Origin of the sequence: Herbaspirillum lusitanum (genome assembly GCF_026127345.1) — a bacterium.
Lineage (GTDB): Bacteria > Pseudomonadota > Gammaproteobacteria > Burkholderiales > Burkholderiaceae_D > Herbaspirillum > Herbaspirillum lusitanum.
In genome coordinates this window covers 26996-53078 of sequence record NZ_QXFG01000014.1, presented here as the reverse complement: position 1 = coordinate 53078, position 26083 = coordinate 26996, and the positions used below count along the sequence as shown (strand labels likewise).

The following is a 26083-nucleotide window of genomic DNA, read 5'->3' as shown; positions in this document are numbered from 1 at the left end:
AGTGTATGAGCGCAACTGTTTTTCAGACGAAAAGGAAACGAACATGTCCGATGGAAGCGTCCCCACAATTCCTGGAAATATGCCCACTCCGCCGATTGAGATACGCAATCTTGGCGAGCCATTGCGTTTTTCCAATGTGGAAGATCTCTGTGGCTTTTCTGGGGGCCCGTCGCGGCCCGATGGAAAGGGCGGGCAAATCGTTGATGTCATTGAGCGAGCCGATTTTTTGTCCAATCAACGATCTTTTCATATCCTGGCAGAAAATTTCGCTGCTGTTGTTAGTCACATGGCTCGACAGGCCGGCGTCGCGGTTGACATAAGGCACGCACACACTGTTTTAATGGTTTTGAAGCCCGATATGAGTGCTGAGCTTTGGGTGGATACTGCCGCTGTTGTTATTGAATGTGAAACCAAGCGTTCCTTGGTTGCTGGATCCGCGGTTTTTGCAAAGGATATTGCAGACATAACCAAGATGGCCTTTCCTTGCGTTTCAATAAATGATGACGATAAAGTTTTATGCATTTTCCGAGAAGCATGGCAATTCGGGCTTGCTTTCGATCTAAATCGCGATAAGAAAAAATTGGATCTCAGTGGGTTCTACACCACACTAGGGTATCTTTATAGATCTATGCGTTATTGGCATCTCTATGAAGCTGTTGGTGACCCTGTACGTTTTAACAGACTAATCGACGCGGGTTGGTTCCCTTTCGTTGAAATCATCAACTCTGAGTTCAAGGACATTTTGAACCACGCGGACTCCGGCCGCGATATGGGGGAAATTGAAGCAAAGGTTATCGCCAATTTCGATGAAGCGCGATTAATACACATGTTTGAGCGCTGGATAAAAAAAACTCATCTCGCAGCAAAATCCGATCTCCTTCGCGAAGCCATCGATTCCTTCGTCAAGGGAAAGCCTATTTCTGTGATCAAAATTCTTCTCACAGAAATTGAAGGCATCATTAATGATGCCTATAGGGCCCAGCACGGAGGCAATGGCGCAAAGCTCAAAGTACTACTAGCATTTGTCGAGGCATCAGCAACACAACGGGCTGGAAGCTCCGATACGCTCTGGTTGACCGCGGAGTTCGGACGCTATCTCACCAAGCAGACGTTTGCCAACTTTGATCCGGCGACCCAAACCGGGAACGCTGGCTCTAGACACGCTGTTGGGCACGGAGCTGCGACACAAAAAAGTTACACCATGACCAAGGCACTGCAAGCACTTTTAACACTAGACCAGCTTGCATTTTTTACGTAACTAACTAAGTGTTGAAATAGGCATTGTTATCTAAGCGATGAGGCTCTTAGTGCGCAGTTTCTTCAAAGAGAAGCGTCTCCTGGACTTTGTACAATCGGCTCCGCACAACGAAGGTTTTGTTCAAAACAGAAATATCCAAACTTCATCGCAGTACGCTCCATTCAAGCGTCGTTTCTGAGTCGATTGATAAATTTTATGGTTCGATCAGCTATATCCTTCGCGCTACCGGCTTTGGACAGCGCCATGAAATCTGTTTTGTAATTTTTGTCGTAGTAGCGCGAAAAATCCGCAGCAATCATATCGTGCAATGTTTTAGCTGCTCCGCCAGTACACCCAATCGGGACAACAAACATTTTATTCTCAATGGCGAGATTAAACTCCTCCAGAACGCCGTCCGCATCGATCAGTTGACCATGATCATCGTACTTATTTCCAAAGACAAAAATCGCTACTCCTGCATTCTTCAAAATATCTTGACGATAAGCTCGCCATCTTTTCTTTCGCTGCACAGGATCTGAAATGGAAATTGGAAATGGCCGTAGTACTAATCGCTCGTCCAGCTCGCGAGTTACCTCTCGCTCTAACTGCTCGAGAACACCGTTTACAACATAAGGTCCGACGCCAACGCCGAAGCCTGAAACAACAGTGAATCCGTTTTTGGCCAGCCCTCCCGAAATATTTTGCACAACTTCCTGGGATTTGTTTTCGGTCCACGGTGCATAAGAAGCTGCGCTGCCAGATATAAACACGCGCCCCATGTTGTATTTTTCTGAAATACGCTTGAGGACACTAGCGTATTCATCATAACTGTCGACCAAGACTCCAATTATTCCATAGCGCTTCAAATCTCTTACTTGCAACTCTTGGCGCGCAACAGCGTAGTGATAATCTTTAATTGTCTTAAAGTCTTTTTTATTTACACGCCGCATCAGGCTATAGTGTTCACGGCGATTCTCGTTCAGCAACACTCGAATTCGACCAAGGATGTACGCCAAATTGGGATCATTAAAACTGAAACCGATGAAAAGAAGTGTCTTCGATACGAGATCACCCTGTAAGGCGAGGGAAAATAAATGACGATCTGACTCATAGGTTTCGTAGTCATTTTTCGTCAACACGGCTTCATCAGGTAAAGATACGTCACCATGCATTTTATAAACTACTGCTGACGCACCTGGTTCTGATACTGCAAGTCCCTTAGCCGTGATTTTTACATCAGGTCGCTTTCCCGCCTCCAGAAGTGCGTTTTCGATCAGCTTGTCGTAGTTTGTAGTCCAGTAAGTACGAATTGGGAGATTTGCGAGGATCCTGTGGTTTTCGGTTCCTTTTGCTTGCTTATTGAACTCTGTAATAAGCGCTTGGTTTATTTTATGTCGCCCACCTCGCTCATTCTCATGAAATTGGGCCAGAGTAATCAGGTCACTTTCCTTCTCGACCTCTAATCCTATATCTTTGGCAATGGGTTTTAGCAGTCCCTTCCAGTCCACCATTCCTGCGGCAATCGAAAATCCTGCACCCGCGAAAACACCTGCATTGTTGTCTCGCAAAGCTTGAACATACGTTTCGACAAATGAGTCAATTTGATTATTTTTTTTCATAGTCATTAAAAAAGATCCTCTTGAAAGGACCCCAAGCCTTGTTCTTATCCAACCCAGTTTGAGAACTGATTAAATCCGTCACCATTTACCCAATCGTAGATGGAATACCATGAGCTTAAATTGAAACCTTTATTGCGGTATTGAGCAGGGACATCAACCGGATAATTTGCGGTCCCGTCGATCTTATCAAACCGAACCCACGTACCGTTATTTTTTTCCCACAAAGTGGCTGTTTTTCCATCCTGCGAATAAGTGACGCCAACATACTCGAGAGGATTTTGGCCTAGTAATTTCGTTTGAGAGTCTTTCCCTTTGATCCCGTTTATATGGACCGCAAACATGTGGTTTCCCTTGCGAAAACTCTTCAATATTTCGTAACGCACCCACGGGCGTTGATAAGTCTCTGTGCCGACCAAAATACATGTGGCAGATGTATTTTCCAAGCCACCATTTATTAAGCGTTTTAAGGCAATGTCGCCCTGCTTTTTAGCGCTTTCCCAAATAGACGCATCATAAAATCCAGCCGCATCGCGATCTGGTTTAGTCATCCAATGATTGCGTACGACATTTGCTCTAAAATCTATGACATCTTGATAGTGAAAGCTAAAAAATACTCTTCGTGCCATGTTCATCCCCCCAATTAATTTTGAATAAATTGCGCATCCGGTTCAAGACATTCAACCACCTATCTGGCACCTCGCAATATGCCACATCTGACTGTTGAATATAGAAATCAAAGCTTTCCCCATCGTCTATCAATAAAAATATTATGTCGAGACGCGTATTTTTTAGCTTCCATTATCAGCAAGATATATGGCGAGTGAGCCAAGTCAGAAACTCAGGCGTTACTCAACGTCAAGTTACGGGGAAAAAATTTCTTGACCACGCGGATTGGGAGAGAGTCCAGCGCCAAGGGGCATCTTCAATCAAACAATGGATCAACACGCAGCTGAAAGGCTCTTCTGTGACTGTCGTTCTCATTGGAAGCGAAACCGCAAGTCGTGAATGGGTTACATACGAAATTGAACAAAGCCAAATTCTCGGCAAAGGACTACTAGGAATTCGAATTCATCAAATAAAAGGGAAAGATGGAAAGACTAGCCGCCGAGGAGAAAATCCCTTTTCGCGCGTGAAGGTAATAAACGAACCAAAATCATTTCTATCTTTTCTTTTCCCCACATATCTTAGCGCTCAAGTTCCTATATACGATTGGGTTGACGATGATGGCTATTCAAATTTTGGCGCATGGGTTGACACCGCGGCCAAAAAGGCCGGCTATTAAGAGTTTTCGTTTGAGAGGCACCATCTGTCCGACTTTAGGCGGACATCGGAGGGAGGCGACACACACGCTTGCGAGACACAAGGTATAGCATTTCCCATTGGCAATGAGGTGAAAATGGACAACGAAAAGATCTACGTGAATCTCCCTGGGGAATCGACACCGTATCAACTAAAAAACCTGTTGCATAAGCACCAGTCCGCGTTGGAAAAGGCTCATGGTAAGCAGCCAAAACTTCGCGCGCATTGTGACTGTCGAAAATTTGGAAATAAGGCGGAGTTAGTAATTCGCTTGCGTGACCAACGTTATCATGTCGCACGGATGCCTAATTCGGGCCATATGCATCATCAAGATTGCACTGCGTTTTCGGAAGATCCATCTCTGAGTGGAGGTGGCGAATATCTTCCAGCAATCAGCATTAAGGATGACGTTACGATCATCAAAGTGAATTTCTCGTTGTCGAAAGCTGAGAATGTTGAGCCTATAGAAAATAATAGTCCGCCCAATCCGCTAACAGGAAGCGTGTCACGTCACGCGATGGGGCTAAATGCTTTGCTCTGCCATATGTGGAATGAAAGCGGTCTCAATATTTGGATCGACGGCTCTATACGCCTACGTTCTCTCGTCTATAGCAAGCTGTCTGAGGTTATTGAAGGCACGAAGCTTGGGAGACGCAGTCTCGCAAAATTGATTCATGTAGAGCCGTCATGGGAGAAAACTTCTTGGCTACCGGTAGCGCCTAAAAGTGGCGCCACATCTAACGACTATTTCCTGGCACTTTTTAAAATTAAGTCAGTAACCACACACGACAAATATTCATATATCAAATCCGACAGCGGTGAGATTTTCCGTGTCAGTCCTGAAGTGCTGGAATCGATCCAGACTAGTTTTAAGTCGGCATGGTCCTATGTCACGAGACCGAGGGGATCTGATCAAGTCCCCGATCAGGATAAGGACGAAAAACCCAAGCTGGCTCAGGTGTTTTGTTTGGCACTATGTGGCTGGGTAGAAGGGGCCGACGGGATGCGTATTGAAATAGGTAAGGCAGCTTTAATATTGACCAATTGGCGATACATTCCGGTTGATTCTTCTTATGAACTAATTGTGGCGGATAAGCTTCTTGTCGAAAAACGCAGCTTCGTAAAACCTTTACGCTATGATGCTGCTGACGATGTAGTTTTCCCCGATTTTAAGCTACTCGATGCTGGGCCAAATCCCGTACCGATGGAAATCTACGGCGTAAAGAACAATCCTAAGTACGACGAAAGAAAAAGAGCGAAGGTTGCTCACTATAAGCAATCGGGAGAGCCCTTCTGGGATTGGACGCCTCCGGAACCAATGCGGCCGTTTAACGAAAAGAAATAAAAACGGTGATCAAAGCCGTTGGTGTCTAGCTTCCGATAAAGATGCAGTAGAGATAAGATCACGATTCTCCATCAAAGCGGCGATGCGTCAGGTGCCACGCATCTACTCGCCGCGCACGCTCTCAGTTTCCTACTGCATCGAGCACCTTATTGATGGCCGTAACAAAGCCTGCTCTGAAGATGGAGTAGCCTGCTTTCGATACTCGTCCTGTCTTTGCATCTACAGTCCAACCCATGGTTTTCAGCAGTTCATCCGAAATCGCATGTTGCAAAGCTTCGACTTCCATGGGGATGAGTGTGCTCAGCGGCAGTACTACCTGCATCCCCGTTGAAGATTGGGACGCTGGAAGTATGGAAGCGGGACGTCGATCAACCACCACATTGGCCTGTATTTTGAGAAGGTTATTCTCTGACTTAAGCTTGCGATTTTCGGCCAAGAAGCTGCCGACTATGGCGCGAACTGCTGCATCGGGAATCATTTCCAGTACATCATCCGCCACCCCGGGCTTCGCGCGAACAGAAGGCTTGCGGGTAGCCCCATCAGCATAGCTTGCCCATGCACTGAGCAAGGTACGATAGTGCATTCCCGTCACATTGCGTATGGCTTGCGGCGACGGTCCACCTCGTCCAGAAGATTTCTTGCCAATGGTGGCTACCGAGAAGTCTTTGTTACCACTTGCGTGTTGTTCGCTGCAGATAGCATGGATGAGCGTCAGGGACTGTCGCGTTCGCGTAGTAGCCTCTTGCTGAAGTGCGGCTAGGACACTCTCGGGCGACGGGCTATTTGGCGTCATAGGGTGTATCTTGTATTGACGCTTTTGTAGGCGAAGACAAATGATGTCGCCCATCCAAGGTTTCGGCCTGCCAAGGTACAGAGCGTATCTGGGCTACTTCACCAGCGGCCATTTCCCGTGCTAGCGCTTCCAAGTCTAAGTCAAATCCCAATTCCTCGAGACGGCGAGACCCTTCGAAGAAGGGCAGCGTATTCTTGATACTCCCAGCTTCGGTGGCGAGGAGTCGGGTCATGTGCGCAACAACCGTCGGCAATTCCTCCTCCGATAGCCGAAAAAAAACTGGCTCTTTGCCATTTCGCGCAAGCATCATGTCGTACGCTTTTCCCGCTTGCAACACTGCCTTGCTCACATCGTGCTCCGGATACACCTTCGACCCTGCAACTGAATTCAGCACCTGCTGGAGTTTGGTGCATTCGTTGATGGCGATATGCACGTCAGGTAACGCGCCAACGGAAACCAACTGGACGCCATTATTACTCTCGTTGTTCTTCGCCAATGTCATGCAGCGGGCTATCAGCCGGTACGTGGCACTGGAGTCTTCTGCATGTCGATTATTCTTTTCAACTTCCGCCTGATAGATTTTGCGCAACGTGTTGAGTTGATCCCGCCCCATGAAAGGGGCGTCGGCTTCCTGACACTCAAACTGCTGGTCTTCCAGAGCAATAATTTGTCCTTCCAATTTAGCGACTCGCTCGCCGACATCTCCCATCTGTAGCTGGATGTGATTCCAATGATTATTCAAACCATCAATAAATGCGGGGCCAGTCAAGAACCAGCGGCAGCGCGGACAGTTTTTTTGAGGATAACCTGGCACCTCACCGTACGAGACCTTGCCTGTGTCATCATTGACATAAACACCTCCCGAATCGCACGCCCATCCGCCTTTTGGGCAGAATCCTTTATCGTCCTTGACAAGGCTAGCCCCGTTTCTCATGACATGCATAACCGCCTGTATAGCCGCAGGATCGTTGTAAGCAACACCGGATTCTATCTGCTGGTAGGTCTTATCTTTGAGCCACCGTCCGTAATTTTCCTGCTCATTCACCATCAGGCGCTTAGTGGCTGCATCCATGGTCTCTGTGCAATAGGTAATGCCGGCCTTCGTGTAATAGAGCGTCATAATGAGCCGAGCATGACCAGCAATGCATTTGGAAAGAATCGCCATCGGCACCCCCCCTTCCAGCGCATAGGCTGTAATCAGGGACACCCGCAAGGAATGCAACGGGTAATAAGTAGTGAACGCGGCCGCATTGGGGTGAAGTTTTGGTACGACGAAGGCCAGCGGGTTGCCAGCTAGATCAAAAACCTGATTCTCGGCACATTGGTTTTCTAGCGTCTTTAGCAACTTGTGCCAGAATCCACGAAGACCGCTCGATGCGCAAATTGGTTTGAACCGATCGTCGCCTTGGGCGGCCGCATCACGAAACAAGAAGCAGGTCGAACCCATCGCCTTGAGACTAGGTTCAGCCTTAAGTTTTCCCATATGTTTCAATTCAAGCTCGGTCCAGGCAATGGGCGCGACAATGGGATTGTATTTAGACTGCCAGTCTCTTAGTTTTTCCAGCCACTTCAACACCTCTGTGTGTTCCCAAGGGATGGTGTAACCCTTGCTCCACTCTTCTTTATCTTGGTCTGCTGTCTTATTCGTGTTGATGTAGAGCCCCGTCATGAAGACATTCTTGATGTCGTCCATCATCCTGCGAAAGACGCCGCGGTGGAATGGATTTTTCTCCGTGCCTTTTGCCAGAGGCCCTGTGTTTTTTCCCCACGTTCCCAGCGCGTATCGATCAGTATCCGCCTCGCCGCTATCGAGCATGCGCACCTGATAGGTTCGCAATGGCAATTGGAGCTTCACGTAGATAGCAACTGCGATTACCGGGCTCCACAGTTCATACACGATCTCACCATAGCCATATTTTTTACGCTCTCGTCCGCTAGATTCGCGCGCGCGCCAAACGCAATCCGGGTCCGTTTTGTCGATCAAGTCGAATGGCACCACGAACCAGCTTGCACGACTTTTTACGCTATCTGCCGCCTGCGCCCATTTCCAGTCGGAAAAACTTTCCGCCTGTGCTGGGCACAGCAGAGTGCGCAATTGTGCTATGAAGTGATACGGCAAGACATTCTTGTTCGACTCATTTGGGTCGCCTGCATGACTAGCAGCGACCCCTGGCAGGTCGGGAATAGGATTCCGGAATGCAGGAGAGATGACGGAAATGCCGTCATCATCTTCAACAGAGTAATATTGCTCCAGAACATAAGCGATGAAACGCGATATGAACACGAATCGCCTAAATATCTCTCTTCTGGTACCGATATGACTGAGACATGATGCATACAGACAAGGCGGACGGTATCCGCATCTCAGGAATTTTGCCGGCTCGGTTTCTAGTTGCTGTCCATGAATATAATCGACCAGAAATGTTTTCAGACTGTCCATCGCTACGCCCTTGCTCTTGCGGAGCGAGCCAAGCCACTCTGTCGCAACGACGCGCCATTGCTCCAAATTGGGGTCAATGATTGTGGCATAGGCTAGCGTGTCATCCGATCTGGTGCCAGCGATCCGTTTTCTTTTCTCTCTTCCAGCCTCGGTTACCATAGTCATCTTCTCTTTTCTTTCGGTTGATTTTTCTGGCCTTTACGCGCAGCAAGGATGAGGGCATCAAGATCGTCCAGCATCGGAAGATACTGCCCGGTCTCAAGTGCCTCGGTCGCTATTTCAAGAGCAGTCGTGACTTCTGCAATAGATGGCTCGATATAGACAGCTTGCGATTCAATGGACTTCTGATGTAGCCCCTGCTGCGTAACAATGGAGCCGACCGCAGCACGACGCGTCCGTTGTCCATATGCGTGCCGGTGGCCATGATCGGTCGTCCCGTTTTGCTTCGCGGGCTCTAGTCCGATTCGTCGTATCGCGCGCGCATGTGCCTCTTGATAGGAATCAATCGTATAAGGCTCTCCTTTTTGCCCCTCCCGAAACGACACAAACAACCAAGGATGCTTGTCGGCGCCAATGCGCGCGCGCATGCGCTGGTACATGTAAAGTTTCCATGCCTGCAAGAACAGCCGACCTGCAATTCCTGCGGGAAACCAATGCACATACATGAAGTTCTGGGAGTTGTCGTCCAGCTTGGGATTCTTCCAGCCGGCTTTGCGATTCCCCTTTGCCCTATTGCGCGGTGGGTAGCCCGGATATCTGGCCTGGAGATAGGCTTCGCGGTTCGCCATAAAGCGGCCGCTCGGACCTTTGAAGTCCCGGGGCGCAGCCCCCTCAATGGGATGGTAGACACGAACGGATGCCTCGTCCGGTCTCAGGGGAAAGGGCACTACGTCGTTCACCCACAGATGAAACGGTTCTGACACGCGCAAACCGCCCCAATGCATGAGAATAGTGATGCAAATGCCACGCCAATCGTACTGCTCAACAATATCAAGACTATTTTGCTTGCCCGGTACAACAAATCCTATAAAAAGCAGATCCATAAATCGGTCATCCGGGAATGCCTTGGTGCCGCCGTGCTGTCCTTGTGGTGTTTTCCGTTGCAGGGTGTCGCGCGCTTGCTTCGCGGTTTGCGCTGCATCCGCGTAACTGTCCAGATGACCAAGAAAGGAACGTTCGCTTTTATTGATGAAAGCAGCCCAGTTCAGGCGTTGCTCGCACGCCGTCGCTTCACGCCAGGGATTGAGGGGCGTCGTACCATATTCTCGATGCATCCAATCAGAGAATTCACTGAGCATGTTCAGAAGCGGTTTGCCCGAGGCAGTACGCTTCGGAAACCAGTACAGATCACTGGCATCCTTCCCATCCTCACCAATTGTTCCAGTGTAGACCCGTTGGGTAAAGGTTTTGAATAGCGCGGCAGGCTTCTCGAAATTGGCGTGGTTGGCTTCCATGTAATCCAACAGCATGCCAACGATTTGGCACATCTTGCTCATCCAAGACGGGCTTCTGGCTTGTGAGTGGACAAGCAGGTAATCCACCAGTGGCATTAGAGCAGTGCAGTGTCCTGCCTCTTCAAGAAGAATCACTGGGATATGCGTCTTGATACCGGTGCTATCGTTGACAATGCTCGCGGTAACGCGGACGTGGCTCATAAAATTACCTTGATTGATGCCATCCGTCGCAAGCACGAAACCCTAAGCGGTCTTGCAGTATTTCGTGCGAGGTATGACGTGGATCGCTGCTCGTTCTGTATTTTCATCGTCGGCAAGAACGTTTGGCCGAAGGAGAATTTTTCGACGCTGTCCTTCACCCGATTGCTCCAATTAGCCAATAGAAAAAATCTAGCGTTATTGTTAGATAGCAGATGATGGAGGCGGGATATTCCGACGCCATTCAGTCGAGCGGTTCTTCTATGTGATGGCACATCATGTACCGTGAGCCAAGGAAGATCGTTGGTACCTTCTCTGTTGCATCCTCCTTCCTTTACGAAGCCCGCGATTTTTTGCTCGCCTAGCGTATATTTGCGTGTCGCCATTTTTTTGACCTTGTTGTATCGTTCGCCCCGAGGCCTAAGCTCGCCCGTGCAGACGAATGACCAGGGATAGCCACGGCTATCCGTCGCCGTGGACTGTTATCAAATGAGATGCTGTTTGGATGATGCGTTGACAGAATTCAGTCAATCGAATCGATTAACAGAATTTTGCGCGCAAGGGGGGCTTGACTTGAGGAAGGGAACGACCAATACTGTAGTTGCGAGCAGCAGCATTGTCATTCTCAATCCAACAAGAAAGCCATTCCTTCATAGGGGTGGTTTTTTTGTTTCTACATGTTTTTCACTCCTTCTATCATCTTGATTGGCATGTAACTAGATGGTTACAACGATTAAGGGTGCGCAATCGCGGGCCATCGACTATCTAAAAATCCTTCGATCTCCCTCTGGAACCGCTCTAAATCGGAAACGTGCAAACTTGAGATTTGATGCGCAATTTTTATTAAGATCAAAGCTCCTTCTGCATCCTCATGCTCCTCGATCGCATTAACAAGCCGAGTGATTCTCCCCATCCGTTTGAGCAATGCAATTTCCTCGTCGGACGCTTCTAAAGCGTCGATGATTCTTTGCATAACGATCGGGCGTGGGGGCGCTCGTCTCCCGCGCTCCAACAGCGCCAGATAGGTGTTGTCGATCTCGGCTTTTTTGGCCAAATCTTTCTGCAGGAGACGGCGACTGTGTCGCAGCTTCATGAGGCACGATCCAAACTTCTCCATGGCAATCCTATTTGACAAATTGACGCAAATATTTAGTAGCTACATGAATACCGCATTCAGACGGTAGAATTCAAGGGGGCTATATGGCAGCTTAACTTTTGAGAAAACGATGTCCAGAAATCGTATTCCCTCTCTGATTTTGCGATCACTTGCCTGTTTGGAAGGCATTAAAGCGTCGACGCATCTAGGCCCAACGAAAATTCAGAAGAAAGTTGCAGAAACTTATCGCGACAGATTCCACTTATCTGCACCGGAAATTGACGTGACTCGCGAATATTTCAGTGGAAAACGCCCAATCCCTTATGACCCGCGTGGGAAAGTGGCTCCGAGTTATCTCATGGCCTTAGAGCTAACCTTTAAGGGTTCATCAGACATTTTTTTTCATCCCTTTTTTAATTTAACTCTGGGACCTTTACCCTCAAACGAGAAAGCAATTAGCAGAAGTCAGTGTTATCCAGAAGTATGGATTGGAGAGCACCGGCGCGTCGGGGAACACGCCATCGCTCACGATGAAGAGAGTAAAAATGAGAAATTGAGAGAAAAGCGAAGTCGACGCGGAACTTGGGAGCCTGGGAAGCCCCTTAGCTGGATACACCTCAATATGTTGCATTTAGACCATCAGACAAGAAATGTGCTGATGGTCAGAAGCGGTCTCGTGTCGGCGTGGTCTCGGGCTTACAGAGACATCAATGACGAATTGCACTGCTTGCAATCAATTCTAAGTTTTGATTCGATTACAGCGATTTTTTGTTTGATGTTGGAAGGAGCGGAGATCGGAGATGCACGGCGATTTGTCGCTGCAAGAGAGTGTTTGATATCCCAGCTTCCTGAGTTGAACAAGATTCCTCACCTAGCAAAGATAAGCTTTGCTTTGGTCGAGCTCGCTATGTGGCATATAGATCAGGCTTATGCGGCCAGCTATGAGCCTATCCAGTCAAAACTGGAGCGCTACCCGTTGACTTGGAAATCAGCGGCTTATAAGTATTGGATGAGTGAATTTCTTGAAAAAAAGCTCAAAAAATAATCCGACACAGACCATTGCTTATCGAAGAAACTATTTGGCCGTCGCAAATGGTCAATGTATGAATTTAGGGGCTTTACGATCCAACTTTATTTCCCCTTAACAAACACCACAACGGACCTTTTCCAAAACTCTTGATCGAGTCTGCTCGTTTCCCTGCCTAGAAAACTATGTCCGGTAATTTTTTGCCCGCTGTCCATAGAGTATTCATTCTGAATACAGTTTAATTATTATTGTTATTAATATTTCCCTTGATATGTAATACCGTCAAACGAAAAAAGGCCCAATCCCCCTTTGAATGGGCCTTTTTTAACAAAAATATTATATTTTTTTTACCCCAAATAACTTGCGAGGGCTTTTTTTCGAACCTTGCCGAACGCACAAGCCTCAGACCGGCACGTCGCCTTCGACCGTGGTGCGGTACAGCGTACGGCGCAGGTGCTGCGGCGTGATGGCGGCGTAATGCTGGGTGCTGCGGTTGTCCCAGAACACCATGTCGTGCGGTTGCCATTGATGGCGGTAGACGTTCTCGGGCCGCGTGATGTGCGCATGCAGCGTCTTGAGCAGCTCATCGCTTTCATCGCGCGGGATGCCGACGATGTGCGAAGTGAAGCCCTCGCTGACGAACAGGATCTTGCGGCCGCTTTCAGGATGCGTGGTGATGACCGGGTGCTCCACCGGCGGCACTTCGTCGATCTGCTTTTGCGTCAGCTCCTGGCGCCACGGCGACAGCTTGCGCAGGCGTTCGTAGCGATAGACGTAGGAGTGCACCGCACGCTTGCCTTCCAGCAGCTTCTTGATCTCGGCCGGCAGCGTGTCGTAGGCGTTGGCGGTGTTGGCGAACAGCGTGTCGCCCTGTTCCGCCGGCAGCTCCTGCGAATGCAGCAGCGCCCCCAGGCTGGGTTTGGGCATGTACGAGAGATCCGAATGCCAGTCGGCGCCGGCGTCGACCAGGCCGATCGGTTTGCCGTCTTCGAGCACGTTGGAGACGATCAGGATTTCCGGATAATTTTCCAGGTGGAAGCGGTTGAGCACATGCACCTGCAGCGGGCCGAAGCGGCGGCTGAAGGCGACGTGCTGGTCGGGCGTGATGCGCTGGTCGCGGAACACCACCACGTTGTGTTCGACCAGCGCTGCGCGGATCTCGGCCAGTTCGCGGTCGGACACCGGCAGGTTGAGGTCGAGGCCGGTGATCTCGGCGCCCAGCGGGCCGCCGAAGGCGCGGATGGTGAAGTCTTGTGCCGCTGCGGCGGAAGGGGTTTGCAATGCGCTTGCGCTGGACATGATGAATCTGGCTCCGTTGCCGGGCGGCGGCGGTCAGTTTGCAACTGGCGACCCCGCTCCGCGTATGGGTAAAACAAGGATTACACCCCTCGCCAGCCGGGCCAGCAAGTAATAAGTTTTCATAACCATATGCGTTTTCTGCGCATCCGGCGGCGCAGAAAAGAAAAAGCCGCTGCAACGGCAGCGGCTTTGATCGTCATCACGGGCGGAAACCGTGGTCAGGCAGTCAGTTTCTTGCGCAACAATTCGGTCAATTGCGCCGGATTGGCTTTGCCCTTGGTGGCTTTCATGGCCTGGCCGATCAGCGCATTGATGGCCTGTTCCTTGCCGGAGCGGAACTCCGCCACCGACTTTTCATTGGCTGCCAGCACCTGGTCGACGATGGCTTCCAGCGCGCCGCTGTCGGAAATCTGCTTGAGGCCCTTGGCCTCGATGATGTCGTCGGCCAGCGTGTCCTTGTCGGACTTGGCTTCCCACATGGCGGCGAAGACTTCCTTGGCGATCTTGTTGGAAATGGTGCCGTCGGCGATGCGCTTCAACAGCAGCGCAAACTGCACCGCGCTGACCGGCGCGGCGGCGATGTCGGTGTCTTCTCGGTTGAGCGTCGAGGCGACGTCGCCCATGAGCCAGTTGGCGGCGGGTTTGGCCTGCTCCTTGCCGGCGGCGGCGACCACTGCTTCGAAGTAGGACGCCATCGCCTTCGACTGCGTCAGCACGGCGGCGTCGTATTCGGTCAGCGCGTAATCGCCGACGAAACGTTCGCGCATCGCGCCCGGCAATTCCGGCATGGTGGCTTTCACGCGTGCGATCCACTCCTGCGCAATCACCAGCGGCGGCAGATCAGGGTCGGGGAAGTAGCGATAATCCTGCGCGTCTTCCTTGCTGCGCATCGAGCGCGTTTCCTTCTTGTCCGGATCGTACAGGCGGGTTTCCTGCACCACGGTGCCGCCGTCTTCGATCAGTTCGACCTGGCGGCGCACTTCGTAGTTGATCGCGTCTTCCATGAAGCGGAACGAGTTGAGATTCTTGATCTCGCAGCGGGTGCCGTATTCCTTCTGGCCGACCGGGCGCACCGAGACGTTGGCGTCGCAGCGGAACGAGCCTTCCTGCATGTTGCCGTCGCAGATGCCCAGCCACATCACCAGCGAATGCAGCGCCTTGGCGTAGGCCACGGCTTCGGCGGCGCTGCGCATGTCGGGTTCGGTGACGATTTCCAGCAGCGGCGTGCCGGCGCGGTTGAGGTCGATGCCGGTCATGCCCTGGTAGTCTTCATGCAGTGACTTGCCGGCGTCTTCTTCGAGATGGGCGCGGGTCAGTTGCAGCGTCTTGATTTCGGCCTTGCCGTCTTTCTCAAGTACGAAGGAAATCTTGCCGCCCTGGACCACCGGGATTTCAAACTGGCTGATCTGGTATCCCTTGGGCAGGTCGGGATAGAAATAATTTTTACGCGCGAACACCGAGCGCGGCGCAATCGTCGCGCCGATCGCCAGGCCGAACTGGATGGCGCGTTCGACCGCGCCCTTGTTCAGCACCGGCAAGACGCCCGGCAAGGCCAGATCGACCGGGCTGGCCTGGGTGTTGGGGGCGGAGCCGAACTGCGTCGACGAGCCGCTGAAAATTTTGGATTCGGTCGAAAGCTGCGTGTGCGTTTCCAGACCGATGACGACTTCCCACTGCATAATATTCCTCGCTGATTCTGTACTGTTTTACTTTGGCAAACGTCGCTCAGGCCGGCGCGCGCAGGTGCCAGTCGGTGACTTGCTGGTATTGGTGGGCGACGTTGAGCAGGCGCGCTTCATCGTAGTAGCTGCCGATGATTTGCAGGCCGACCGGACGCTGGCCGTTCTTTTCGCCCTGACCAAATCCGCACGGGATCGACATGCCCGGCAGGCCTGCCAGGCTCGTCGACAGCGTGAAAATGTCGGCCAGGTAGTTGGCTACCGGGTCGTCGGTCTTGTCGCCCAGGTCCCATGCCACGGTCGGCGAGACCGGTCCCATGATGACGTCGCACTTGCGGTCCGGGCCGGTCAGCGCATTCTGGAAATCCTGCGCGATCAGGCGGCGGATTTTTTGCGCCTGCAGGTAGTACGCGTCGTAGTAACCGTGCGACAGCACATAGGCGCCGACCAGGATGCGGCGCTTCACTTCGTCGCCGAAACCTTCCGCGCGCGTCTTCTGGTACATGTCGGCGAGGTCCTTGTAATCGGCGGCGCGATGGCCGTAGCGCACGCCGTCGAAACGCGACAGGTTCGACGATGCTTCGGCCGGCGCGATCACGTAATACACGGGGATCGACAGCTCGGTTTTCGGCAGCGAAATGTCGACCAGCGTGGCGCCGAGTTTTTCGTATTCCGCGAGCGCGGTGCGTACGGCTTGTTCCACATCCGCAGCCAGGCCGGCGCCGAAGAACTCCTTCGGCACGCCGATGCGAAGACCCTTGATGCTGTCGTTCAGCGAGCGCGTGAAATCTTCCTTCGGGCGTTCGATGCTGGTCGAATCGCGCTGATCGAAACCGCTCATGGCGTTGAGCAGCAGGCCGCAGTCTTCGGCGGTCTTGGCGATCGGGCCGCCCTGGTCGAGCGACGAAGCAAACGCGATCATGCCGTAGCGCGAGACGCTGCCGTAAGTCGGCTTGATGCCGGTCACGCCGCACAGCGCCGACGGCTGGCGGATCGAGCCGCCGGTGTCGGTGCCGGTGGCGGCGGGCGCCAGGCGCGCAGCAATCGCGGCGGCCGAACCGCCGGACGAGCCGCCCGGCACGGCGCGCTTGTCCCACGGATTTTTCACGGCGCCGAAATAGGAATTCTCGTTGCCCGAACCCATCGCGAATTCGTCGCAGTTGAGCTTGCCCAATGTAACAGTACCGGCAGCGTTGAACTGTTCCACCACGGTGGCATCAAACGGGCTTACATAATTTTCCAGCATCTTCGAACCGGCCGTGGTGCGCCATCCCCGCGTCACGAACAAATCCTTGTGCGCGATCGGGATGCCGGTCAGCGGCGTGACATCACCATTGGCGATGCGGAGGTCGGCTTGGGCAGCCTGCTGCAAGGTCAGTTCGCGGTCGACGTGCAGGAAGGCGTTGAGGTCGCTCTGGCCGATGCGGTCGAGGAACAGCGTGGCCAGTTCGGCCGCGGAAATTTTCTTGGTCTGCAAGAGCGTCGACAGCTCTTTGATGGTCTTGGTATGCATGAAAAAAATGTCGTTTCAGGTTCGGTGAGGCTGAGGCGCCGAAGCAGCTTTCGGGCGCAGTGTTTTCGTGCGCAATGTCTGACGCGCGGCGGCGTGATTTATTCGATGACCTTGGGCACCAGGTACAGGCCGTCCTGGGTCGCCGGCGCCGGTTGCTGGTAGGCCTCGCGCTGGTTGGTTTCGGTCACCGCGTCGTCGCGCAGGCGCAGCGACAGGTCGGGGGTCAGCGCCGCAATCGGATGGCTCAACGGCTCGATCCCCGTCGTATCCACGGCCCGCATCTGTTCCACCAGCGAAAAGATGCTGTTGAGTTTTTCCAGAGTTTGGCCGGCTTGTTCATCCGTCAATTCGAGACGGGACAGGTTGGCAATGCGTTTCACATCGGAAAGGGCAAGAGTCATGATAGGAAGGGGCGCGCCGGGCGCAAAAACTAATGTGTTGAAAAATCGGATCGCCATGATGGCAAATGCGCAGGCAAAAGCCCGCAAAAACGCAGAAAAATCTCTTATCAGGCAAGGATGGATGGCTATTTTGCCTGCTGGTTTCTCCCAAATTATAAGGTAGAATGTAGGACTAATGCCTTGCGGGCGCCGTATTTGTGTCGCCGCGGCTTAAAAAGACACCCCCACTTACCAAATGCAACGCGCGCGACTCTGGCGCATCAGGACAATTCATGTTTGGATTTTTACGCAGTTATTTCTCTAACGACCTCGCAATTGACCTCGGAACGGCAAACACACTGATTTACGTACGCGGTCAGGGCATCGTCCTCGACGAACCCTCCGTGGTCGCCATCCGCCAGCAGGGCGGTCCCAACGGCAAGAAGACCATCCAGGCGGTCGGCAAGGAAGCGAAACAGATGCTGGGCAAGGTTCCCGGCAACATCGAGGCGATCCGCCCGATGAAGGACGGCGTGATTGCCGATTTCACCGTCACCGAGCAGATGCTCAAGCAATTCATCCGCATGGTGCACGACTCCAAGCTGTTCCGTCCGTCCCCGCGCATCATCATCTGCGTACCGTGCGGCTCGACCCAGGTGGAACGCCGCGCGATCCGCGAATCGGCGCTCGGCGCCGGCGCTTCGCAGGTCTACCTGATCGAAGAACCGATGGCCGCGGCAATCGGCTCCGGCCTGCCGGTCTCGGACGCCACCGGTTCGATGGTGGTCGACATCGGCGGCGGCACTACGGAAGTCGGCATCATCTCGCTGGGCGGCATGGTGTACAAGGGTTCGGTGCGCGTTGGCGGCGACAAGTTCGACGAAGCCATCGTCAACTATATCCGCCGCAACTACGGCATGCTGATCGGCGAGCAAACCGCCGAAGCGATCAAGAAGGCCATCGGTTCCGCTTTCCCAGGCTCCGAAGTCAAGGAAATGGAAGTCAAGGGCCGCAACCTGTCCGAAGGCATTCCACGCTCGTTCACCATCTCCAGCAACGAAATCCTGGAAGCGCTGACCGATCCGCTCAACAACATCGTGTCCGCCGTCAAGAACGCGCTGGAACAGACGCCGCCGGAACTGGGCGCCGACATCGCCGAAAAGGGCATGATGCTCACCGGTGGCGGTGCGCTGCTGCGCGACCTGGACCGCTTGTTGATGGAAGAAACTGGCCTGCCGGTGATCGTGGCGGAAGACCCGCTGACTTGCGTGGTGCGCGGTTCCGGCATGGCGCTCGATCGCATGGACAAACTGGGTTCGATCTTCTCCAACGAATAATTCTCCGCCACAGGAGTCCGGCCAACCTCGAGGAACCGAAACGCGCCTATGACTGAGCACAAGCAGATTGGGTCGGTGCTGCGAACCAAACGTTCGCACAACGGCCAAATCTCGGCTGCTGCGGCGCGTTGCCTTCCTGACATTGGCCGGAATCTTCCCGGTATCCGCCCGCTGCTCTCCCTTCAGCCCGCCGTGTGCGGGCTGTTGCGGTTTTCGGCTCACCCGGCATCGGTTTCGGCCTGACGACACATGGATATCCCACCACTCTTCAAGCAAGGCGCCTCGGCCCGCGCCCGCGCCGGCTTTTTTGCGCTGATCGCGATCATCATGCTGGTGGTCGATTCGCGCATGCACGCGCTATCGATGGTGCGCCAGGCGGTCGGCACGATGCTGTATCCGTTCCAGGTGGTCGCCATGGTGCCGCGCGACGCCGCCTACAAGGTCGATGATTACTTCAATTCGCTGACTGCGCTGCAAAAGGAAAACGACGCGCTGCGCCGCCAGCAGGCCATGAACGCGCAGCTGATGCAGCAGGAGCGCCAGATGGCGGCCGAAAACATCCAACTGCGCAAGCTGCTGAGCATGCAGCAACGCATGACCAACAAATCGGTGGTCGGTGAAATCCTCTACGATGCGCGCGATCCGTTCACCCGCAAGATCATCCTCAATCGCGGTTCGCAGCAGGGCGTCGCGCCCGGCCAGCCGGTGATCGACGACGTCGGCATCGTCGGCCAGGTCACGCGCGTATTCCCGTTCACATCCGAAGTCACGCTGCTGACCGACAAGGACCAGGCGATTCCGGTGCAGGTCTTGCGCAACGGCCTGCGCAGCGTGGCCTACGGCCGCGGCCAGTCGGGCGTGCTGGACCTGCGCTTCATGGCCGCCAACGCCGACATCCAGAAGGGCGATGCACTGGTTACGTCGGGCATCGACGGCATCTATCCGCCGGGCTTGTCGGTGGCGACGGTGCAGCAGGTCGAGACCAAGTCGACCGACGCCTTCGCACACATCGTCTGTCTCCCTGCTGCCGGTGTCGACCGTCACAAACAATTGCTGATCCTGCTGGTTGAGCAAACCACTGCGCCGCGTCCTGATCCTGAAGGCGCGGGCGAGAAGGTCGACAAACTGCTCAAGCGCCGCCTGCGCGACAGCGCCAAGGAAAGCGACGCGGTGTCGCCCAAGGATGCGCCGAACGAAGAGCGCAAGGGCGTCGCGCCTGTCGCGGGGGCCGCTGCCGCGCCTGCCGCCAAACCAGCCACACCACCGGCGGCCACGCCGGCGCAACCCGCCAAGAGCGCCCGATGAACGATCCGCACTACATCCTGCTGCCGGCCAATCCGCTGTTCATCGCACTGAGCCTGGTGGCCGCCTTCCTGCTCAACCTGCTGCCGTGGGGGCAATGGGTCGGCGTGCCCGATTTCGTGGCGCTGGTGCTGGTGTTCTGGGCTATCCACGAGCCGCGCAAGATCGGCATCAGCATCGCCTTCATGATGGGCTTGCTGATGGACGTCAACGAAGCCACGCTGCTCGGCGAAAACGCACTGGCCTACACGCTGCTGTCCTACTTTTCGATCATGATCCACCGCCGCGTGCTGTGGTTCCCGGTCGGCACCCAGGCGCTGCACATCCTGCCGCTGCTGTTGTTGACGCAGGCGGTGCAATTGCTCGTGCGCCTGATCGTCAGCGGCAAATTCCCGCATTGGTATTACTTCAGCGAAAGCTTCGTCTGCGCCCTGTTGTGGCCGGTGGTGGCGTGGCTGCTGCTGGCGCCGCAGCGACGCGCGATCAATCGTGACGACAACCGTCCGATCTAGAACAGGTCATCACGCGCTCCGACATGACAGAGTTCAAAAACACCGAGCATGAACTGAAGCTCTTCCGGTTGCGCCTGTTCGCAGTCGCGGTGCTGGTGCTGGTGTGTTTCAGCCTGCTGATGGCGCGTTTCGTGTGGTTGCAGATCGTGCGCCACGACGCCTACGCCGCACAGGCCGAAGAAAACCGCATCTCGGTGGTGCCCATCGTGCCCAACCGCGGCCTGATCCTGGACCGCAACGGCGTCGTGCTGGCGCGCAATTACTCCGCTTACACGCTTGAAATCACGCCGTCCAAGATTGCCGGCAGCCTCGACGACCTGGTCGATCAGTTGAGCTCGCTGGTCGACATCCAGCCGAAAGACCGGCGCCGTTTTCGCAAGCTGCTGGAAGAATCCAAGAACTTCGAAAGCCTGCCGATCCGCACGCGCCTGACCGACGAGGAAGTTGCCAGGTTCACCGCCCAGCGTTACCGCTTCCCCGGCGTCGACATCCAGGCGCGCCTGTTCCGCCAATACCCGTACGGCAAAACCGCCGCCCACGTGATCGGCTACATCGGCCGCATCAGCCAGCGCGATGCCGACCGCATCTCCGACTCCGATGACGAAGCCAACTACAACGGCACCGACTACATCGGCAAGGAAGGCCTGGAGAAAAGCTACGAGACCCAGCTGCACGGCACCACCGGCTACGAAGAAGTCGAAATCTCCGCCGGCGGCCGCGCCGTGCGCACCCTCTCGCGCACGCCCGCCAGCCCGGGCCAGAACCTGATCCTGTCGATCGACATCGAGCTGCAAAAAGTGATCGAAGAAGCCTTCGGCGATCGCAAGGGCGCACTGGTGGCGATCGACCCCGCCACCGGCGACATCCTCGCCTACGTCTCGCAGCCATCGTTCGATCCCAACGTGTTCGTCGAAGGCATCGACCAGCAAACCTGGGACGAGCTGAACAATTCACCGGATCGTCCACTCATCAACCGTCCGCTGTCCGGCACTTATCCGCCCGGTTCGACCTACAAGCCGTTCATGGCGCTGGCCGCATTGGAACTGGGCAAGCGCAAGCCGACCGACTCCATCCGCGACCCGGGTTTCTTCTGGCTCGGCAACCATAAATTCCGCGACGACAAGGAAGGCGGCCACGGCGTGGTCGACATGTACCGCTCGATCGTGGTCTCTTGCGATACCTATTACTACATGCTGGCAAACGACCTCGGCGTCGACGCCATCCATGATTTCATGAAGCCGTTCGGCTTCGGCCAGGTCACCGGCATCGATCTCGAACATGAACGCAAGGGCCTGCTGCCGTCCACCACATGGAAGCGCAACGCCTACCGCAAGCCGGAGCAGCGCAAGTGGTACGCCGGCGAAACCATCTCGCTGGGCATCGGGCAAGGCTACAACGCGTTCACGCCGATCCAGATGGCGCACGCCACCGCGACGCTGGCCAACAACGGCATCGTCATGAAGCCGCATCTGGTCAAGATGATCGAGGACGGCGTCACCCATGGCCGCACCGTCACCGTGCCGAAGGAAAGCTATCGCATTCCGCTGAAGCAGGAAAACATCGACGTCATCAAGCAGGCCATGGTCGGCGTCAACAAGGAAGGCACCGGCGCGCGCGTGTTCGCCGGCGCGGAATACACCTCGGCCGGCAAGAGCGGCACCGCGCAGGTGGTGTCGATCAAGAAGAACGAGAAGTACGACGCCAAGCGCCTGGCCACGCATCTGCTGGACAATGCCTTGTTCACGGCGTTCGCTCCGGCCGACAAGCCGCGCATCGCGCTGTCGGTCATTGTCGAGAACGGCGGCTGGGGCGCTGAAGCCGCCGCACCTCTGGCACGCAAGGCGATCGACTTCTACCTGCTCGGCAAGCGTCCCGGCGACAAGGCCAAGGCCGCCGCCAAGGACGCCGAAGCCGCCACACCACCAGCAACAGACGCGGTCGGCAACGATCTCAGGGATTGAACAAATGAGCTTGCACCGCCCCCCGCTCTGGCAACGCATCAAACCGCATCTGGCGGTATTCGACGGCGCGCTGTCGCTGATCATTTTCCTGATCATGTCGGTCGGCATCGTCACGCTGTATTCGGCCGGCATGAATTTCCCCGGCCGCGTCGAAGACCAGTTGCGCAATATTCTGGTCGCCTTCATTGTCATGTGGATTGCGGCCAATATCTCGCCGCAGACGCTGTTGCGGTTTGCGGTGCCGATTTACACCGTCGGCGTGGCGTTGCTGATTGCGGTGGCGGTGTTCGGCATCGTCAAGAAAGGCTCGCGCCGCTGGCTCAACATCGGCATGGTGGTGCAGCCGTCGGAAGTCATGAAAATCGCCATGCCGCTGATGCTGGCCTGGTACTTTCAGAAACGCGAAGGAATGATCCGCTGGCCGGTGTTCCTGATTGCCGGCCTGCTGCTGGCGGTCCCGGTCGGCCTCATCATCCGCCAGCCCGATCTCGGCACCGGGGTGCTGGTGCTGGCAGCCGGCTTCTACGTGATCTTCTTCGCCGGCCTGTCGTGGAAAGTGCTGACCGGCCTGGCCATCGCCGGCGCCGCCAGCCTGCCGGTGATCTGGTCGGTGCTGCACGATTACCAGCGCCAGCGCGTGATGATGCTGATCGACCCGACCTCGGATCCGCTCGGCAAGGGCTTCCACATCATCCAGTCGACCATCGCCATCGGTTCCGGCGGCGTCACCGGCAAGGGTTGGCTGATGGGCACGCAGACCCATCTGGAATTCATCCCCGAGCGCACCACCGACTTCATCTTCTCGGTCTTCTCGGAAGAGTTCGGCCTGATCGGCAACACCATCCTGGTGGTGCTCTATCTGCTGTTGATCGGCCGCGGGCTGATGATCACCGCCAACGCGCCGACGCTGTTCACGCGTTTGCTGGGCGGTTCCATCACGATGATTTTTTTCACCTACGCCTTCGTCAACATGGGCATGGTCAGCGGCATCCTGCCGGTGGTCGGCGTGCCGCTGCCGTTCATGAGCTACGGCGGCACCGCGCTGGTCACGCTGGGACTGGGCGCGGGCATCCTGATGAGTATCCAGCGCCATCGCAAACTGGTGCAAACCTGATAACGCCGCAGTCTTCGCGGACTGCATGATTTTGTAATGACGGGCGTGCGTCGCCGATACTCTGGTATCGTTGCGCTCGATCTCCTACAACAACTGATGCTCAGGGAACATTGAAATGCGGGATTTTCTTGTCTCGACGCCGCGCGTGATGCGTTGGTTGTCCTTATTGGCGCCGCTGGCGCTGGCGGCATGCAGCAGTGCGCCGCCGCTCAATCCGTCGCCGTCGGCGTCCGCTTCCACGCCGGCAGCGCGCAGCGCCAACGGCAAGCCTTTACCGGCGCTGCCTGCAGCGGGCTCCGGTCGTGGCGGCTATTACAAGGACGACGGTCCGGGCGACCAGCCGCCGGATGGGCTGCTCGACACGCCTGACGCCGAACCGCGCGTCGAGCCGTATTCGAAATCGGCGCTGCGTCCCTATACCGTCTTCGGCAAGACTTACACCCCGATCAGCGACAACCGTCCGTTCAAGCAGCGCGGCATCGGCAGCTGGTACGGCAAGAAATTCCACGGCCAGAAGACGTCATCCGGCGAGCTGTACGACATGTACAAGATGTCAGCCGCGCACCCGACCTTGCCGATTCCGTCGTACGCGCGCGTCACCAACCTGAAGACCGGCGCGCAGGTGATCGTGCGCATCAACGATCGCGGACCGTTCCACTCGACGCGCATCATCGACTTGTCCTATACCGCCGCGCTCAAACTCGGTTACTTGTCTTCCGGCAGCAGCGAGCTGGAAGTCGAACGCCTGCTGCCCGAAGACATCGCACGCATGGCTGAGAACAAGCGCAACGGCATTCCGAACACCGTGGCCGCAGCGCCGGCGGCGGAACCGGTCTCGGTCGGCAGCGTTGCACCGCAGGGGCAGATCGTGCCGGTGGCGATGACGACTGCGCCGGCGGTCATTGCATCTTCTTCTGCGCCAACCTCGGCAGCGCCGGCCGGTGCAGCGCTGGCCAACGGTTTCTATCTGCAGTTCGGCGCGTATGCGCAGGAAACCAATGCCCTCGCCGCACGCGACAAGCTGATGCAAAGCCTCAACGGCGCCGTTGAAAAAATGGAAGCAGTCGTCGTCAACGGCTTGTACCGTTTGTACGCCGGTCCTTACGCGACCCGTCCGGCGGCCATGGACGCCGCCCAGATCGTGCGTCAGCGCAGCAGCGTGACGCCGTTCGTGGTCGAGCGCTGATCCGATTCACTCTACTTCACGGGAACAGACGCATGCATCCTTATTTGTTGCTGGGCATCGCCATCGTGGCCGAAGTCATCGCCACCTCCGCCCTGCGCGCGGCCGAAGGCTTTACACGCCTGCTGCCGTCGATCATGGTGGTGATCGGCTATGCAGTGGCTTTCCTGTGTCTGTCGCTGACGTTGAAATCGATCCCGGTCGGCATCGTGTACGCGATCTGGTCGGGGCTGGGGATCGTGCTGATTTCGGTCGTGGCGTATTTCCTGTACGGCCAATCGCTGGACCTGCCCGCCATCATCGGCATGGCATTGATCCTGGTCGGCGTGGTCGTGCTCAACCTGTTTTCAAAATCGACGGTGCACTGATGCATTGACGAAATGCTTCAACCCGCATCCTTGATCTGCAAAGCGCGCTCATAGAGCGCGTTTTTCTTTTGGCCGGTGATTTGCGCGGCCAGTCCCGCCGCCTGCTTGAGCGGCAATTCTTCCAGCAGGATGCGCAGCACGCGTTCGGCTTCTGCGTCGTTGTCGTCGCCGGCCGCCGGCGCACCTTCCACCAGCACCACGAATTCGCCGCGCTGGCGGTTGGCGTCCTCGGCCAGCCAGGACGGCGCTTCTGCCAGTGGGCAACGGTGCACGGTTTCAAACAGCTTGGTCAGTTCACGCCCGAGGACGACGTGACGCTCGGGGCCGAACGCCAGCAGCAGCGCGTCAATGGTTTCGACGATGCGATGCGGCGCTTCGTAGAACACCAGCGTGGCGGCATCGCCCGCCAGCTTTTGCAGCGCATGTTCGCGCTGTTTTGATTTATTCGGCAGGAAGCCGATGAAGCGGAACGCGTCGTTGACCAGTCCGCTCGCAGACAGCGCCGTCACCGCCGCCGACGGGCCCGGCAGCGGCACCACCCGCAATCCCGCTGCACGCACTGCCTCGACGATGCGCGCGCCCGGATCCGACACCGCCGGGGTGCCGGCATCCGACACCAGGGCGATGCGCTGGCCCTGCTGCAGGCGCGCGATGATCTTCTCGGCGGCTTCGCGTTCATTGTGTTCGTGCGCCGCGATCAGCGTCTGGCTGATGCCGTAGCGCGTGAGCAGATGGCTGGTGTTGCGGGTGTCTTCGCAGGCGACTGCGTCGGCGATGGCCAGGACGTGCAAAGCGCGCAACGTCACGTCGCAAACATTTCCGATGGGCGTGGCCAGCACATATAATGCCGACTCGGGATACGTCTGCTGCGCGGCCTCGCTCAGGACTGACGACGCGGCTGCCGCGCTGGAGTTGGGGTGACTCATT

At 55.4% G+C, this 26083-nt stretch carries 22 protein-coding genes; 11 read left to right on the top strand and 11 right to left on the bottom strand.

The window, feature by feature from the left end:
• The first annotated feature begins 43 nt into the window (after positions 1-43).
• On the top strand, positions 44-1258 hold the full coding sequence (locus DXT88_RS19740) for a hypothetical protein (protein ID WP_265215706.1): 1215 nt from the start codon (positions 44-46) through the stop codon (positions 1256-1258).
• A 161-nt stretch (positions 1259-1419) separates the two neighbouring features.
• Here DXT88_RS19740 and DXT88_RS19735 read toward each other — a convergent pair whose 3' ends face one another.
• A complete protein-coding gene (locus DXT88_RS19735; protein ID WP_265215705.1) occupies positions 1420-2862 on the bottom strand; it encodes an SIR2 family protein in 1443 nt (480 codons plus the stop codon).
• 38 nt (positions 2863-2900) lie between these two features.
• On the bottom strand, positions 2901-3482 hold the full coding sequence (locus DXT88_RS19730) for a TIR domain-containing protein (RefSeq protein WP_265215704.1): 582 nt from the start codon (positions 3480-3482) through the stop codon (positions 2901-2903).
• A 143-nt stretch (positions 3483-3625) separates the two neighbouring features.
• On the opposite strand from DXT88_RS19730, the gene DXT88_RS19725 reads away from it, so the two are divergent.
• Both DXT88_RS19725 and DXT88_RS19720 read left to right on the top strand, forming a co-directional pair.
• On the top strand, positions 3626-4138 hold the full coding sequence (locus DXT88_RS19725; RefSeq protein ID WP_265215703.1) for a TIR domain-containing protein: 513 nt from the start codon (positions 3626-3628) through the stop codon (positions 4136-4138).
• Positions 4139-4252: 114 nt separating this feature from the next.
• Positions 4253-5500: a DUF1173 domain-containing protein gene (locus DXT88_RS19720; protein WP_265215702.1), complete on the top strand. Its 1248-nt coding sequence runs from the start codon at positions 4253-4255 to the stop codon at positions 5498-5500.
• Positions 5501-5621: 121 nt separating this feature from the next.
• Here DXT88_RS19720 and gmtX read toward each other — a convergent pair whose 3' ends face one another.
• The 4 genes from gmtX to DXT88_RS19700 all read right to left on the bottom strand — a co-directional run bounded on the left by gmtX (position 5622) and on the right by DXT88_RS19700 (position 11502).
• Positions 5622-6293 carry a gamma-mobile-trio protein GmtX gene (gene gmtX / locus DXT88_RS19715; protein WP_265215701.1) on the bottom strand — a complete coding sequence of 224 codons (672 nt, stop codon included), beginning with the start codon at positions 6291-6293 and terminating at the stop codon, positions 5622-5624.
• Complete coding sequence (gmtZ, locus tag DXT88_RS19710) at positions 6280-8898, bottom strand: gamma-mobile-trio integrase GmtZ (RefSeq protein ID WP_265215700.1); 2619 nt, start codon at positions 8896-8898, stop codon at positions 6280-6282. The genes gmtX and gmtZ overlap by 14 nt, the downstream gene beginning before the upstream one ends.
• Positions 8895-10388, bottom strand: coding sequence for a gamma-mobile-trio recombinase GmtY (gmtY, locus tag DXT88_RS19705; RefSeq protein ID WP_265215699.1), 1494 nt, complete (start codon positions 10386-10388; stop codon positions 8895-8897). Before gmtY ends, gmtZ begins: the two co-directional genes overlap by 4 nt.
• Before the next feature lie 730 nt (positions 10389-11118).
• Positions 11119-11502, bottom strand: a complete 384-nt coding sequence (locus DXT88_RS19700) for a helix-turn-helix domain-containing protein (RefSeq protein WP_265215698.1) — start codon at positions 11500-11502, stop codon at positions 11119-11121.
• A 109-nt stretch (positions 11503-11611) separates the two neighbouring features.
• On the opposite strand from DXT88_RS19700, the gene DXT88_RS19695 reads away from it, so the two are divergent.
• The gene (locus DXT88_RS19695) at positions 11612-12526 is read left to right on the top strand and encodes a hypothetical protein (protein ID WP_265215697.1); all 915 of its coding nucleotides are present in this window, start codon (positions 11612-11614) and stop codon (positions 12524-12526) included.
• Between the two features lie 384 nt (positions 12527-12910).
• On the opposite strand, the gene DXT88_RS19690 is transcribed toward DXT88_RS19695, so the two are convergent.
• The 4 genes from DXT88_RS19690 to gatC form a co-directional block, all read right to left on the bottom strand.
• Positions 12911-13807 carry a TauD/TfdA dioxygenase family protein gene (locus DXT88_RS19690; RefSeq protein WP_016833779.1) on the bottom strand — a complete coding sequence of 299 codons (897 nt, stop codon included), beginning with the start codon at positions 13805-13807 and terminating at the stop codon, positions 12911-12913.
• 218 nt (positions 13808-14025) lie between these two features.
• The gene (gene gatB / locus DXT88_RS19685) at positions 14026-15486 is read right to left on the bottom strand and encodes an Asp-tRNA(Asn)/Glu-tRNA(Gln) amidotransferase subunit GatB (protein ID WP_265215696.1); all 1461 of its coding nucleotides are present in this window, start codon (positions 15484-15486) and stop codon (positions 14026-14028) included.
• A 46-nt stretch (positions 15487-15532) separates the two neighbouring features.
• Positions 15533-16999, bottom strand: a complete 1467-nt coding sequence (gene gatA, locus DXT88_RS19680; RefSeq protein WP_265215695.1) for an Asp-tRNA(Asn)/Glu-tRNA(Gln) amidotransferase subunit GatA — start codon at positions 16997-16999, stop codon at positions 15533-15535.
• 98 nt (positions 17000-17097) lie between these two features.
• The gene (gatC, locus tag DXT88_RS19675) at positions 17098-17400 is read right to left on the bottom strand and encodes an Asp-tRNA(Asn)/Glu-tRNA(Gln) amidotransferase subunit GatC (protein WP_029363334.1); all 303 of its coding nucleotides are present in this window, start codon (positions 17398-17400) and stop codon (positions 17098-17100) included.
• Positions 17401-17672: 272 nt separating this feature from the next.
• On the opposite strand from gatC, the gene DXT88_RS19670 reads away from it, so the two are divergent.
• The 7 genes from DXT88_RS19670 to DXT88_RS19640 all read left to right on the top strand — a co-directional run bounded on the left by DXT88_RS19670 (position 17673) and on the right by DXT88_RS19640 (position 25156).
• Complete coding sequence (locus DXT88_RS19670; protein ID WP_050463753.1) at positions 17673-18716, top strand: rod shape-determining protein; 1044 nt, start codon at positions 17673-17675, stop codon at positions 18714-18716.
• A gap of 249 nt (positions 18717-18965) precedes the next feature.
• The gene (mreC, locus tag DXT88_RS19665; protein WP_265215694.1) at positions 18966-20021 is read left to right on the top strand and encodes a rod shape-determining protein MreC; all 1056 of its coding nucleotides are present in this window, start codon (positions 18966-18968) and stop codon (positions 20019-20021) included.
• On the top strand, positions 20018-20530 hold the full coding sequence (mreD, locus tag DXT88_RS19660) for a rod shape-determining protein MreD (RefSeq protein WP_016832004.1): 513 nt from the start codon (positions 20018-20020) through the stop codon (positions 20528-20530). The genes mreC and mreD overlap by 4 nt, the downstream gene beginning before the upstream one ends.
• A gap of 23 nt (positions 20531-20553) precedes the next feature.
• Positions 20554-22491 (top strand): penicillin-binding protein 2, encoded by a 1938-nt coding sequence (mrdA, locus tag DXT88_RS19655; RefSeq protein WP_016832005.1) that lies wholly within the window; start codon positions 20554-20556, stop codon positions 22489-22491.
• 4 nt (positions 22492-22495) lie between these two features.
• Entirely contained in the window at positions 22496-23605 is a 1110-nt protein-coding gene (rodA, locus tag DXT88_RS19650; protein WP_265215693.1) for a rod shape-determining protein RodA, read from the top strand.
• 115 nt (positions 23606-23720) lie between these two features.
• Positions 23721-24791, top strand: coding sequence for a septal ring lytic transglycosylase RlpA family protein (locus DXT88_RS19645; protein ID WP_265215692.1), 1071 nt, complete (start codon positions 23721-23723; stop codon positions 24789-24791).
• A 32-nt stretch (positions 24792-24823) separates the two neighbouring features.
• On the top strand, positions 24824-25156 hold the full coding sequence (locus DXT88_RS19640; protein ID WP_016833797.1) for an SMR family transporter: 333 nt from the start codon (positions 24824-24826) through the stop codon (positions 25154-25156).
• Positions 25157-25173: 17 nt separating this feature from the next.
• Here DXT88_RS19640 and rsmI read toward each other — a convergent pair whose 3' ends face one another.
• Positions 25174-26082, bottom strand: coding sequence for a 16S rRNA (cytidine(1402)-2'-O)-methyltransferase (gene rsmI / locus DXT88_RS19635; RefSeq protein WP_265215691.1), 909 nt, complete (start codon positions 26080-26082; stop codon positions 25174-25176).
• Between the last annotated feature and the right edge of the window lies 1 nt (position 26083).